Origin of the sequence: Streptomyces sp. NPDC093252 (assembly GCF_040683675.1) — a bacterium.
In the GTDB taxonomy this organism is placed as follows: domain Bacteria; phylum Actinomycetota; class Actinomycetes; order Streptomycetales; family Streptomycetaceae; genus Streptomyces.
The window spans coordinates 356,828-369,709 of record NZ_JBFBEM010000004.1; the positions used below are offsets into that span (position 1 = coordinate 356,828).

Sequence of the window (12,882 nt, forward strand, 5' to 3'; positions counted from 1 at the left end):
GGGGCTGTATGGGGACGGGCCGATCCGGGGCTACTCGGGACTACTTCGGTTCGCGGTTGAACTGTGCCGTCGACCAGCGGTAGCCCAGCACCGTCAGACCCGCGCACCACGCGAGGGCGATCCAGCCGTTGCCGCCGATCCCGGTGCCGAGGAGCAGACCGCGCAGGGTCTCGATGGCGGGGGTGAAGGGCTGGTACTCGGCGATCGGCTGGAACCAGCCCGGCATGGTCTCGGCCGGGATGAACGCGCTGGAGATGAGCGGGAGAAGGATCAGCGGCATGGCCATGTTGCCGGCCGCCTCGGGGTTCGGGGCCGCCGCGCCCATCCCGACCGCGATCCAGGTCAGCGCCGTCGCGAACAGCGTGACGAGCCCGAACGCGGCGATCCACTCCAGTGCCGTGGCGTCCGTGGAACGGAAACCCATCGCCACCGCCACGGCGCCGACGAGGACCACGCTGAGCACGCACTGGACCACTCCGCCGACGACATGTCCGACGAGCAGGGCGCCCCGGTAGATCGCCATGGTGCGGAACCGGGCCGTGAGGCCCTCGGTCATGTCGACGCTGACGGAGACCGCCGCCCCGATCACGGTGCTGCCGACGGTCATCAGGAGCAGGCCGGGGACGATGTAGGCGATGTAGTCGGAGCGGTTCGCGCCGCCCCCGGCGATGCCGGCGCTCATCACATCGCCGAAGATGTAGACGAAGAGCAGCAGCATCATGATCGGCGTGAGCAGCAGGTTCAGCGTCCCGGACGGATAGCGCCAGGCGTGCAGCAGGGTGCGGCGCAGCATGGTGCCGGAGTCGCGCACAGCGAGCGGGACGGTACTCATCGGGCGGTCTCCTCGGACGGGTTGGACGACTGGTTGGGCGGGGCGGACGGAGCGGGCGGGGCGGGCGGGGCCGACCGGTGGGAGGGGTGGCCGGGGCCGGTCAGGGCGAAGAAGACATCGTCGAGGTCGGGGGTGTGGACGGTCAGTTCGTCCGCCTCGACGCCCTCCGAGTCGAGCCGGTCGAGCACGGAGCGCAGTTCGCGCTGACTGCCGTCGCAGGGGAGGGACAGGGACAGTGCCTCGTCGTCGCGGGTGACCTCGCGCAGGGCGGTGGCGGCGGCGCGGTAGGCGGCGGGGTCGGTGAAGCGGAGGCGGACGTGCCCGCCCGGGATGAGCCGCTTGAGTTCGTCGGCGCTGCCCTCGGCGGCGATCGTGCCGTGGTGGAGCACGGCGATACGGTCGGCGAGTTCGTCGGCCTCCTCCAGATATTGGGTGGTGAGGAAGACGGTCACACCGTCGGCGACGAGCCCGCGGATGATCTGCCACATGGTGTGGCGGGAGCGCGGGTCGAGGCCGGTGGTCGGTTCGTCGAGGAAGATGATCCGCGGGCTGCCGACCAGCGTCATCGCCAGATCGAGACGGCGCCGCATGCCGCCCGAGTAGGTCGAGGCGGGCTTCTTCGCGGCCCCGGTGAGGTCGAAGCGCTCCAGGAGTCCGGCCGCGACCCGGCGCCCCTCCCTCCTGGGCAGATGGTGCAGGTCCGCCATGAGCAGCATGTTCTCCTCGCCGGTGATCAGACCGTCGACGGCGGAGAACTGCCCGGTGACACCGATCGCGGCACGCACCGCCTGCGGCTCGGCGGCGAGGTCGTGCCCGCCGACGTGCAGTGCACCGGCGTCGGCGGTGATGAGCGTGGAGAGGATCTTCACGACGGTGGTCTTGCCGGCGCCGTTCGGCCCGAGCAGCGCGAACACGGAACCTGCCGGGATGCGCAGATCGACACCGTCGAGGACCTGCTTGTCGCCGTACGCCTTGCGCAGCCCGACGGCGGAGACGGCGGTGGGGGAGGGGTGGCTGTCGCTGTGGCCAGGGCTGTCGCCGCTATGGCCGTCCCTATGGCCGTCGCCATGGACATCGCCATGGCTGTCGCCCTGGTGGGTGGATGTGGGCATGACAGATTTGGGCATAGGGGATTCCCTTCGGGTACGGGAGTTTCGCCGGGACTCGGAGATTCGGAGCGCGGGGGCATGGGTGCGCGAGGGCGCGGGGCCGGGTCGGCGCGCCGGACCGGGGCAGGTGTCATCGGCCCTGTTCCCGCTCGGCGGCGGGCGCGGCGGGCGCGGCGGCCATCGCGGCGGTGGGGGCGGGTAGCGGATGCGGGTAGCGGGCGCGGGCGGTGGGCGCGGGGGCTTCAGGCGGGCTTTCGGCTCACACCTGTTCACACCTGTTCACGCCTGCGCGGGTTCATGCGGCGCCGCGCCGGGCGAGCCGGGTGCGCGGGCGGCGGGGCCCACGGCTGCTGGGGGAAGAGCGCGCCGGGGATGTTACTTCCCGGCCGTGCCGGGGTCCTTGCCGAGGGAGTCCTGGTAGATGTCCGCGTAGGTACGGGAGTCCTTGATCAGATCGTCGCAGAACGCGGCGACATCGTCGCCGATGAGTTCCAGAACCCCCCTGCCCGAGGCGGCGCCCTCCTCGAAGAAGTCGACGATCCCGGGGAGCAGCGGTCCGTCCGACAACTCGACCGGACCGACCTTGAACAGGTACTTCTGCATCTCCTGATAGACGATCCGGTAGTCCGGCGGGAGCGCCTTGACCCGCGCCACATGGGCCCGCCACTGCTTCTTGCCCTCGATGATGTCCTGGATGCCCATCTCAGCCTCCCAGCCTGCTCAGCTTGCGGGCGACGTTCTGGTTCAGTTGTCTGCGCCATCGGTCGCGATACGTTCGAGCCCCCTCGCCGCCGGCCAGTGCGGTGCAGAAGCCCTGGATGTCGTCGCCGAGGACCTCCTCGATGCTCTGCCCGTCCCTCGCCGTCTCTTCGAGCAGCGCCAGGGCCGCGTCGAGGATCGGCATCAGATTGCGGCCGGTGAAGTCTCCGTAGGGGAAGAGGTGGGCCTTGATCTGCTCCCACGCCGCCCGATGGCCGGTCGGCAGGATCGCCGCCCGCGCTTCGAACGCCTTCCATTCCCTGGTGAGATCACTTCCTGTGACGGTCTCCCAGAAGTTCATCTCCCGCCCTCCTTGAGTCTGTCGATGCGTGAGGACACGTACTGCCACTTCTTCCAGAACGTCGCGAGTTCCTCGCGTCCGGCGTCATTGAGCGCGTAGAACTTGCGCGGTGGGCCGACCCCGGACGGTCGTTTCGTCACCTGGACGAGGCCGTTCCTCTCCAGGCGCAGCAGGATCGTGTACACCGTGCCCTCGACGACGTCGGTGAAGCCCAGTTCGTTGAGCCGGCGGGTGATGGCGTACCCGTACGTTTCCTCGGTGCCGATGATTTCGAGCACGCAGCCCTCCAGTGTGCCCTTCAGCATCTCCGTCAGGTCGTCCAACGCGCGTCCCCTCGGCCTGGTGGTACTCCGTAGTACCGAGTACCACTATACGGTATCACCGAGTAGTGGGGAAGGGGATGGGGACCGGGCCTGCTTTCCCGGGGCGAGGAGGGGGAGCGCGAGGGGTGGGCCGAGGGCGCTGGAGGGTGGCTAGGGCATGGTGGAAGCGGGCGTGGGCGGCGGTGGTGGGGTGATCAGGTCCGTGACGATCTGTTCCAGCGTGGCCAGGGTGCGGTCGGCGGTGTCGGCCAGGTAGCACAGGGACACGGTCATCGGCTCGATGTCGGTGATGGGTACGAAGGCCAGACCGGGCCGGGGGAAGTACTCGGCGGCGGAGGCGCCCGCGATGTTCGCCCCGGCGCCGGTGGCGCACAGCGCCAGGATCTCCTCCAGGTCCTCGGCGGGCGCGGCGTGTCTGACCCGGGTGCCGTCGGGGCGGGGATCGACGGTCCACCAGGCGTTTCTGCGGTCCGACGGCTGCGCGGCGGGGTGGATGAACTCCAGTCCGTTCGACTCGTCGATGCCGATCGCCTCCCGCCGCGCCAGAGGATGACTGTCGGCGACGACGAGCACCCGGGGCTCGCTCCAGATGGCGAGGGCGCGGATGTCCGGGTCCAGCAGATGCGGGGGGAAGGGGACGAACGCCGCGTCCACCCGCCGTTCCCGGAGCGAGGGCAGCGCGTCCGCCAGGCCCAGCCGGCGCAACTCCAGCCGGAGCCCCGGGACACGGTGGACCAGCGTGGTCAGGATCGGTGTGGTCCAGGGCCCGGCCCCCGTGGCGATCAGCCCCACCGTCAGACGCGGTGTGTGCAGCCGCGCCGCCCACCGCAGCAACTCCTCCTGCGCGGCGAGAGAACGCCGGGCCAGCTCCAGCAGGGACCGCCCCTCACCGGTCAGCGACACCTGCCGCGAGGTGCGCGCCAGCAGCGGAACCCCGAGCCGCCGCTCCAGCCGGCTGATCTGCTGGCTCAGTGACGGCACCGTGATGTGCAGGCGCTCGGCGGCCCGCCCGAAGTGCAGTTCCTCCGCCACCGCCACGAAGTAGCGCAGCGTCGTGATCGACACATCGGGGCCGCCCACCTGCTTCACAAGGACGAGCCTAACAATCACGCCCCCAGATCCAACTGGACCCCACCGCACGGCAGGTACAGGATCGAAGGCATCCCCACCCACTCGAAGGCGAGCCGGTCATGACCCTGCACGAGCTGCGCGCGCAACACAGCGCGCAACACAGCACGCACCACACCCCCGACACCACGACCACACCCCGGCACCCCTCCTGGCCCACCCTGCCGGGCAGCCCCGAGCCGTACTTCCTCGAAGCGGGCGACGGCGAGCGGTCCGTCGTGGGGAACGAACTGTTCACGGTGCTGATCAGCGGCGACGAGACCGACGGGCAGTTCGGCTGCTTCGTCATGGAGGGCCCGGCCGGGGAATGGGTACCGGCCCACAGCCACGACGACGTCCACGAGGTCTTCTACGTCATGGAGGGTGAACTCGAAGTCAGGATGGACGACAGGCAGGGCAAGCGGGTCAAGAAGGTCCTCGCCCCCGGCGACTTCGCCTTCGTACCGGCTGGTCTGGTGCACAACTACCACATCCTCACCCCGCGGGCGAAGGCCATCGGCGTCGCCACCGGCGGGTTCGAGCGCTTCTTCCACGCGGTCGGCCTGCCCACCGATCTGCGCGGCGGCATCCCTCCCGAGCCGTTCTTCGCCTCCCCCGACGTGCTGAGGGAAGCCGGCAGCCGCTTCCGGAACACCCACCGCCCCGACATCGACCTCGGCTCCTGATGATCGGCGCACCCCGGCTCCCCGGCCCGGCGACGGCCCCCCTCCCGCAGCCCCGCACCCGCAGCAGCGGCGGCGGCGCCCGGCTGATCCCCGAGGCCGTCTACGCGGTGATCCCCGGCCACCGGCCCCTGACCCTGGACCTCTACCTGCCCGAGGCGCACGGGCCCGCCCCGGTGATCGTCCACCTGCACGGCGGCGGGTGGCGGCTCGGCAGCCGCCGTGAGTTCGGCCCGGCCTTCGACGGTGTCACCCCCGACCCCTGGACGGTGCTCACCCGGGCCGGGTTCGCCGTGGCGGCGGTCGAGTACCGGCTCTCCGGCGAGGCCACGTTCCCCGCGCAACTGCACGACGTCAAGGCGGCCGTCCGCTGGCTGCGCCACCGCCGGGACGAACTCGGCCTGGACACCGAGCACATCATCGCCTTCGGCGAGTCGGCCGGCGGCCACCTGGCCGCGCTGCTCGGCCTGACCCCCGGCCACCCCGCACTGGAGGGCACCGTCGGCGTCACCGGACCGTCCAGCCAGGTCACCGCCGTCATCGACTGGTACGGCCCCACCGACCTCCTCACCCTGAGCCGGCCGACGCCTCCCCCCGCGGCGCCCTCGCGCGAGGCACTGCTCCTGGGGAGCCCGGTGGACCAGGTCCCCGAACTCGCCCGGCTCGCCAGCCCGGTGACCCATGTCTCCGCAGCCGCGCCCCCCTTCCACATCGCCCACGGCACCCACGACCTGCTGGTGCCCAGCAGCCAGAGCCGGACCCTGGCCACCGCCCTGCGCGCCGCTGGTGTCCCTGTCGACCTCCACCTGGTCGAAGGCGGCGGACACCTCTGGGCCGGTACGGACGACGCGGCACCGCTGCTCGACCGGGCCGTCGCCTTCGCCCGATCGGTGCTCCCGTAGCCGCCCTCCCGTGCGGACGAACCACCGGACCACCTCACCCCACCCTGGAGGGTCACCATGGAACTCCGCACACCGCAGGCCACCACGAAGGGCCCCGCCGCATGGTTCACCGGCGATGTCTGGATGGACGTGATCCATGCCGGTGAGGATCCGTCCCGGCTGCGCGCCACCCTGGTGCGGTTCGCGCCGGGATCCCGGACGAAATGGCATCGCCACGTCCTGGGCCAGACCCTGCACATCGTCTCCGGCGTCGCGCTCGTCGGCATCCGCGACGGCACGGTCGTCGAGGCCCACCCCGGGGAGACCGTGACCTGCCCCGCCGGTGAGGACCACTGGCACGGTGCCGCCCCCGACCGTTTCATGGAGCACATCGCCCTGTTCGAGAGCCGTGGCGACGGCACGCCCGACATGGAGTGGCTGGAGCCGGTCACCGACGAGCAGTACCGACGAACGGACGGACGCGCCTTGACCGGGAACACCGCCCACGGGACCTCCGCCGCCCCCGCCGATGTGGTGCGGCGCCAGTACCTCGCCTCCGTCCGCGGCGACCTCGACGCCCTGCGGGCCACTCTCGCCGACGATGTGGAGTGGACGGCGATGGCGGGCTTCCCGCTGGCCGGCACGTACCGCACCCCGGACGCCGTCGTCTCCGGTGTCATGGAGCGGCTGGCCAAGGAGTGGAGCGGCCTCACGGTCCACGACGACACCTATGTCGTGGAGGGGGAGGACGTGGTGGTGCTGGCCCGCTACACCGGCACCCACCGGGGGACCGGCAAGGCGCTCGATGTCCGGGTCGCCCATCACTTCGTCGTGCGCGGCGGGCTCATCGTCCGCTTCGAGCAGTTCGTGGACACCGCCAAGTTCCTTGCGGCGACGATCGCCTGACCACGGAAAGGGCGGCCCCGCGCCGGGCCCCTGCCCCCCCGGCGGGCTCACCCTCCCCGGCGGGCCAGGATCGACGCCGTTCCGGCCGCCGCCGCCCGTACGGACGCCTGGTGGCGTTCGGGGCGGAAGCGGGTGGACGGGCCGGTGACGGAGATCGCCGCGAGCGGGCGGTCGTCGGGGTCCAGTACCGGCGCGGCGACACAGGTGATGCCGGGCAGGCACTCCTCGTACTCGTAGGCCACGCCCTCGGCGACGATCCGGTCCAGTTGTCTGCCGAGCGGGCCCGGCTGGACGAGGGTGCGCGGGGTGCGGCGCTCCAGGGGGCCGCTGAGGACCTGGCGGACGGTGGAGCGGGGGGCGTGGGCGAGCAGTGCCTTGCCGATGGCCGTGCAGTACAGCGGCATCCGGCCGCCGAGGCGGGTCGGGGTGGGAGCCTGGCGGTGGCCGCCGACCTTGGAGATGTACACCACCTCGGTGCCCTCCCGGATGCCCAGGTGCACGGTTTCGTCGGTGCGCAGGAACAGGTCCTGCATGAACGGCACCGCGACCTCGATCAGACTGCGCTCGGGCGCCGCCAGCATGCCCAGTTCGAACAGACCCCGGCCCAGCCGGTAGCCGCGGTCGCCCACCGCGAGGAGTCCGGCGGTCACCAGATCCTGTGCCATCCGGTGCACGGTGGCCTTCGGCAGTCCGGTCCGCCGGGTCAGCTCCATCAGCCCCACGCCCCGGTCCTCGGCGCCGAACGCGTGCAGGATCCGCATCGACCGGCCCAGCACCGACCTCTCGTCCAGCACCGGTCGCTCGTCCAGTACCGGTCGCTCGTCCGGCATCGATGGTCCGTCCTGCCCCGATGGTCCGTCCGGCCCCGGCGGCTCGTCCAGCCGGTTCCCCGGGCCGCGGGGCGTTGGCGTGTCGGGCATGTGCCGCTCCCTCCTCCCCGCTCACCTCCTGGTCCGCTCAGTGGACCACACCCATGGTCCCCGGCACAGCCCCGCCTGTGCACTGGGACAGCGGCCGGCTCGGGAGACGCGCCCGTCTCCCGGACAACCGTGCCGGACCCGGCAGGGAGGGGACACGTGACCGACATGACCGACACACACAGGACCAAGGTGGCCATCATCGGCTCCGGCAACATCGGCACCGATCTGATGATCAAGGTGCTCCGCCACTCCCGGCATCTGGAGATGGGCGCGATGGTCGGCATCGACCCGGCCTCGGACGGCCTCGCACGGGCCGCCCGGATGAAGGTGCCCCTCACCCACGAGGGCGTCGAGGGCCTGCTCGCGATGCCCGGCGCCGCGGACATCGGGATCGTCTTCGACGCGACCTCCGCCAAGGCGCACGCCGCCCACCACGCCCGGCTCGCCCCGCTCGGCAAGCGGCTGATCGACCTCACCCCGGCCGCCGTCGGCCCCTTCGTCGTCCCCGCGGTCAATCTGGACGACCATCTCGACGCGCCGAACGTGAACATGGTGACCTGCGGCGGCCAGGCCACCCTCCCGATCGTGGCGGCCGTCTCCCGGGTCGTGCCGGTGGCGTACGCGGAGATCGTCGCGTCGATCTCCTCCCGCTCGGCGGGCCCCGGCACCCGCGCCAACATCGACGAGTTCACCGAGACCACCTCGCACGCCCTCCGCGTCGTCGGCGGCGCCGAGCGCGGCAAGGCCGTCATCATCCTGAACCCCGCCGAACCGCCGCTCATCATGCGCGACACCGTCTTTTGCCTGGTCACCGCCGACGATCCCGGGGTCCGCGAGCGGATCCGCGCCTCGGTGGCCAAGGCCGTCGACGAGGTGGCGGCCTACGTCCCCGGTTACCGGCTCAAGCAGGCGGTGCAGATCGACCCGGTCCCGCCCGGCGAGCCCGTGCACACCCTCCTCGCCCCCGGCGCCACCACCCGGCCCACCCACCGGGTCTCGGTGTTCCTGGAGGTGGAGGGCGCCGCCCACTACCTCCCCGCCTACGCCGGGAACCTCGACATCATGACCTCCGCCGCGCTCCGGGTAGCCGAGCGGATCGCCCAGCGGATCGCCCAGCGCGAAGGGAACCGGCGATGAGCCAGCACACCGACACCACGACCACTACCAGCCCCACGACCGTCTTCGTCCAGGACGTGACCCTGCGGGACGGCATGCACGCCGTCCGGCACCGGATCGGCCCCGGGGACGTGGGCCGGATCGCCGCCGCCCTCGACGCGGCCGGTGTCGACGCCATCGAGGTCGCCCACGGCGACGGCCTCGCCGGCGGCTCGGTCACCTACGGCCCCGGCTCGCACAGCGACTGGGAGTGGATCGAGGCCGCCGCCGCCCACCTCACCCACGCCCGCCTCACCACCCTCCTGCTGCCCGGCGTCGGCACCGTCCAGGACCTCGTGCGCGCCTACGACCTCGGGGTGCGGTCCGTGCGGATCGCCACCCACTGCACCGAGGCCGATGTCTCCGCCCAGCACATCGCCACCGCCCGCGAAATGGGCATGGACGTATCGGGCTTCCTGATGATGAGTCATATGGCCCCGCCCGCCCACCTCGCCGCACAGGCCCGGCTCATGGAGAGCTACGGCGCCCACTGCGTGTACGTCACCGACTCCGGCGGCCGGCTCACCATGAACGACGTCCGCGACCGGATCCGCGCCTACCGCGATGTCCTGGACAGCGGGACCGAACTCGGCATCCACGCCCACGAGAACCTCTCCCTGTCCGTCGCCAACAGCGTCGTCGCCGTCGAGAACGGGGTCACCCGTGTCGACGCCTCCCTCGCCGGGCACGGCGCCGGGGCGGGGAACTGCCCCATCGAGGCGTTCGTCGCGGTCGCCGATCTGATGGGCTGGCGGCACGGCTGCGATGTCCTCGCCCTCCAGGACGCCGCCGACGACCTCGTCCGGCCGCTCCAGGACCGTCCGGTCCGCGTCGACCGCGAGACCCTCACCCTCGGCTACGCAGGCGTCTACTCCAGCTTCCTGCGCCACGCGGAGACCGCCGCCGAGCGGTACGGCACCGACGTCCGCACCCTCCTCCTGGAGGCCGGACGCCGGGGACTGGTCGGCGGACAGGAGGACATGATCGTCGACATCGCCCTCGATCTGACGGCCGGGCGGGGCGACTGAGCGGGTGCGGTGAGTAGCGGTCCCGCTCACCAGAGCGTGGACGGTCCCGCCAGGACCCAGCCGGTGTCCACCGGCTTGACCCAGAAGCCGAGGGACACCTCGATGATCCGGGAGTCGTGGACGATCTCGACGTAGACGTGGTCGTGGCCCGTGTGGCCCCAGTGGAAGGGGCCGAGTGTCAGTTCGCGGAGCCAGGACAGGTGGAGGTCGTGGTTCTGGTCGTGATCGTGGTCGTGGTCGTCGGTGAGGGAGAGAGTCCATGTCGTCCCGTCCGCCTCGGCGTTCACGCCCACCGAGCCCTTCCACAGGGCGGTCAGGACATGCCGGTTCGACGCGTGGTCGACGAGCTGTGCGGCCTCGGTGAGCTGCCCGGCCCGGAGCAGATCGAAGTAGCGGTGGATGAGGGCTTCTACATCGGCCGCGGCCGGCGGATCCGTCCATATCTTCACCGCGCGATCATAGGGCGGGGGCCGTGGTCGCCGCGGGGCGGCGGCGGCCGTGGTCGCCGGGCGGGGCCGTCCCCGTCGGGGTCAGGCGGGGTCGGCCGTGACGGTGGGGTGCGTGGGGTGGGGGATCGTCGGGGACGCTTTGGCTGTCGGGGCTGTCGGGGCTGTCGGGGCTGTCTGGGTCGTCGAGGCCATCCGGGTCGTCGAGGTCGTCGGGGCGTACTGGGCCGCCTGCGCGTCGAACATCGCGGCGTACCGCCCCCGCGCCGCGATGAGTTCGTCGTGCGTGCCGTGTTCCGCGAGGCGGCCCTGGTTGAGGACGTAGATGTGGTCGGCGTGGCGGACGCCGGACATGCGGTGGGTGACCAGGACGACGGCCCGGTCGGGGGCGGCGAGACGGCGGATGCGGTCGAACGCCTCGATCTCGGCCTCCGGATCGAGCGCCGAGGTGGGTTCGTCCACGATGAGGACACTGTCCGCCCGTGAGGTCGAACTGCGCCAGTGGGTGCGGGCGAGACCCACCTTCTGCCATTCGCCCCCGGAGAGTTCGATCGCCCCGCGGAACATCCGCGCCAGCAGACTGTGCAGCCCGTCGGGGAGCTTGGCGATGACGGGACCGGCCCCGGCGTACTCCACCGACGGCTGGAGGTCCCGCGGTGCGGCGGGCCGGGAGGGGCGGCCGAGGCGGATGTTCATCGCGGCGGTCACCGGCCAGCGCTGGAAGTCCTGGGTGAGCAGCGAGACCCGCTCGAAGACCCCGGCGCGGTCCAGGCCCCGGATGTCCGCCTCGCCCCAGCGCAGGGTGCCGGTCTGGGGCAGCAGCAGACCCGACAGGATCTTCATCAGCGTGCTCTTGCCGGAGCCGTTCTCACCCACCACCGCGGTCACCGACCCCATCGGCAGGGTCAGCGACACCTGTTCCAGCGCGGCCGACTCCCGCTCGGGGTAGCGGTAGGTGACCCGGTCGAGGACGACTTCGCTGATCCGCTCCGGCACCGGGTCGCCGCCCACCGGGAGGGTGCGCCGCGCGGCCCGGTCCAGGAACCTGCCGTGGTCACGGACGTAGAGCGACTCCTCGTGGAGCTGATTGACGTTCATCACCAGCGCGCCCAGGCTCGCCGACCCGGTCCGCACGGCGACGACGGCGGTCCCGGCGACGGCGAGGCTCATGTGCCCGGCCATGATCAGCCAGAGCATCGCCCCGTACGTCACCGCCATCGCCAGGCCCGACAGCGCGGAGGCGACCCACTCGGTGAGCGCCTTGCTGGAGGCGAGGCGCTCCTGCTCGGCCTCGGCGCTCTCGGCCATCCGCCGGTAGCGGCCCAGGAGGAAGGCGCCGACGCCGTGCAGCCGGACCTCCTGGGCCGCGGTGCGCTCGGTGAGCAGATTGCCGATCAGCCGGCTGGCCCGCACATGCTCGATCCAGCTCATCACCGACACGTACCGCTCCTGGGCGACGCGCATGGCGCCCCAGCCGCGCGGCGCGGCGATCAGGATCAGCATGGGCAGCAGGGCGGGGTGCAGCACGGCCAGCACACCGGCGGTGGTGACCAGGGAGATCAGACCGTTCAGGGCGGCGACGCAGGCACCGATCATGCGGCGCGCGGAGACCGGGCCGTGCTCGGCGATGTCCAGGAGCCGCCGGAAGTCGGGGTCGTCGATGGCCTCCAGCTCGACACTGACGGCGGCGGCCAGGTACTGGGTGGTGGCGATCCGCTCGACCTTCGGTTCCAGCCGCCCCGCGCGGGACGTCGACCAGGCGGCCAGGGCGGAGTTCGCGACCCCGACGGCGGCAGCCGCCAGCAGGCCGGGCAGCAGCGCGTGCAGCCGCTCGTGGGCGCTGCCGGAACCGGCGAGCAGGGCGTGCATCACCGCGTTGACGGCGAGCAGGCCGACCGCCGCGGCGACGCCCTGGCCGATCTCGCTGACCACCACCGCGAGCAGCGCCCGCCGGTCCGCCTGCCACGCGAGGCGCAGGGTCGCGCCGACGAGCGCGGGCATGGAGCGCAGCGCGGACATCATCGTCAGGTCGAGTCCCGCGTGCTCGTGCTGGGACCAGCCCAGGTCGTAGCGGAGCGGCCCGCCGAACAGCTCCCGCTCGGCGTCGGACACGCGGGGCTCCGCCATCTTCACCGGGCCGAAGAACCGGACGAATCTCTTCACCGGGCGCCTCCCCGGGCAGTTGCGGTGGCAGTTGCATGGGCATCGGCATCGGCTGTGGCGGCGGTGGCTGCGTACGTGGGTCGGGGCGGTGCGGAGCGGCGTAAGGGGTGCATGCTGGCTCCTCCGGAGGGGGCAGGGGGGTGATCGGGACCGGGTGCGGACACGTGAGGGGGCAACGGGGGGCTTTCCGTCGCCGTCACGGGTATGCGCGGGCGGGGTCCAGAACGTGATTTCGGTTGCCGGAGGCGTGCCGCACCGCTGTCCGGGGG

At 71.9% G+C, this 12,882-nt stretch carries 14 protein-coding genes and 1 pseudogene; 6 read left to right on the plus strand and 9 right to left on the minus strand.

The window, feature by feature from the left end:
• Positions 1–40: 40 nt before the first annotated feature.
• The 6 genes from AB0O01_RS10455 to AB0O01_RS10480 all read right to left on the minus strand — a co-directional run bounded on the left by AB0O01_RS10455 (position 41) and on the right by AB0O01_RS10480 (position 4,413).
• Entirely contained in the window at positions 41–832 is a 792-nt protein-coding gene (locus AB0O01_RS10455) for an ABC transporter permease (protein WP_365312086.1), read from the minus strand.
• A complete protein-coding gene (locus AB0O01_RS10460) occupies positions 829–1,959 on the minus strand; it encodes an ATP-binding cassette domain-containing protein (RefSeq protein WP_365312087.1) in 1,131 nt (376 codons plus the stop codon). Before AB0O01_RS10460 ends, AB0O01_RS10455 begins: the two co-directional genes overlap by 4 nt.
• Before the next feature lie 357 nt (positions 1,960–2,316).
• A complete protein-coding gene (locus tag AB0O01_RS10465; RefSeq protein ID WP_365312088.1) occupies positions 2,317–2,643 on the minus strand; it encodes a DUF1048 domain-containing protein in 327 nt (108 codons plus the stop codon).
• Position 2,644: 1 nt separating this feature from the next.
• The gene (locus AB0O01_RS10470) at positions 2,645–3,001 is read right to left on the minus strand and encodes a DUF1048 domain-containing protein (RefSeq protein WP_365312089.1); all 357 of its coding nucleotides are present in this window, start codon (positions 2,999–3,001) and stop codon (positions 2,645–2,647) included.
• Positions 2,998–3,324, minus strand: coding sequence for a PadR family transcriptional regulator (locus tag AB0O01_RS10475; protein ID WP_365312090.1), 327 nt, complete (start codon positions 3,322–3,324; stop codon positions 2,998–3,000). The genes AB0O01_RS10470 and AB0O01_RS10475 overlap by 4 nt, the downstream gene beginning before the upstream one ends.
• Before the next feature lie 150 nt (positions 3,325–3,474).
• The gene (locus AB0O01_RS10480; RefSeq protein WP_365312091.1) at positions 3,475–4,413 is read right to left on the minus strand and encodes a LysR family transcriptional regulator; all 939 of its coding nucleotides are present in this window, start codon (positions 4,411–4,413) and stop codon (positions 3,475–3,477) included.
• Positions 4,414–4,514: 101 nt separating this feature from the next.
• On the opposite strand from AB0O01_RS10480, the gene AB0O01_RS10485 reads away from it, so the two are divergent.
• The 4 genes and pseudogenes from AB0O01_RS10485 (at position 4,515) to AB0O01_RS10500 (ending at position 6,901) form a co-directional block, all read left to right on the plus strand.
• Positions 4,515–5,117, plus strand: a complete 603-nt coding sequence (locus AB0O01_RS10485; protein ID WP_365312092.1) for a quercetin 2,3-dioxygenase — start codon at positions 4,515–4,517, stop codon at positions 5,115–5,117.
• The gene (locus AB0O01_RS10490) at positions 5,117–6,016 is read left to right on the plus strand and encodes an alpha/beta hydrolase (RefSeq protein ID WP_365312093.1); all 900 of its coding nucleotides are present in this window, start codon (positions 5,117–5,119) and stop codon (positions 6,014–6,016) included. Before AB0O01_RS10485 ends, AB0O01_RS10490 begins: the two co-directional genes overlap by 1 nt.
• Positions 6,017–6,139: 123 nt before the next feature.
• A pseudogene (locus AB0O01_RS10495) lies at positions 6,140–6,352 on the plus strand (cupin domain-containing protein); the annotation flags it as partial.
• Positions 6,353–6,424: 72 nt separating this feature from the next.
• Positions 6,425–6,901 carry a nuclear transport factor 2 family protein gene (locus AB0O01_RS10500; protein ID WP_365312444.1) on the plus strand — a complete coding sequence of 159 codons (477 nt, stop codon included), beginning with the start codon at positions 6,425–6,427 and terminating at the stop codon, positions 6,899–6,901.
• Between the two features lie 47 nt (positions 6,902–6,948).
• On the opposite strand, the gene AB0O01_RS10505 is transcribed toward AB0O01_RS10500, so the two are convergent.
• Positions 6,949–7,821 carry an IclR family transcriptional regulator gene (locus AB0O01_RS10505; RefSeq protein WP_365312094.1) on the minus strand — a complete coding sequence of 291 codons (873 nt, stop codon included), beginning with the start codon at positions 7,819–7,821 and terminating at the stop codon, positions 6,949–6,951.
• 165 nt (positions 7,822–7,986) lie between these two features.
• Between AB0O01_RS10505 and AB0O01_RS10510 the strand changes: the two genes are divergently transcribed.
• Complete coding sequence (locus AB0O01_RS10510; RefSeq protein ID WP_365312095.1) at positions 7,987–8,958, plus strand: acetaldehyde dehydrogenase (acetylating); 972 nt, start codon at positions 7,987–7,989, stop codon at positions 8,956–8,958.
• Entirely contained in the window at positions 8,955–10,004 is a 1,050-nt protein-coding gene (gene dmpG, locus AB0O01_RS10515) for a 4-hydroxy-2-oxovalerate aldolase (protein WP_365312096.1), read from the plus strand. The genes AB0O01_RS10510 and dmpG overlap by 4 nt, the downstream gene beginning before the upstream one ends.
• Positions 10,005–10,030: 26 nt before the next feature.
• On the opposite strand, the gene AB0O01_RS10520 is transcribed toward dmpG, so the two are convergent.
• Both AB0O01_RS10520 and AB0O01_RS10525 read right to left on the minus strand, forming a co-directional pair.
• The gene (locus AB0O01_RS10520) at positions 10,031–10,453 is read right to left on the minus strand and encodes a hypothetical protein (protein WP_365312097.1); all 423 of its coding nucleotides are present in this window, start codon (positions 10,451–10,453) and stop codon (positions 10,031–10,033) included.
• A gap of 81 nt (positions 10,454–10,534) precedes the next feature.
• Entirely contained in the window at positions 10,535–12,577 is a 2,043-nt protein-coding gene (locus tag AB0O01_RS10525) for an ABC transporter ATP-binding protein (RefSeq protein WP_365312445.1), read from the minus strand.
• Between the last annotated feature and the right edge of the window lie 305 nt (positions 12,578–12,882).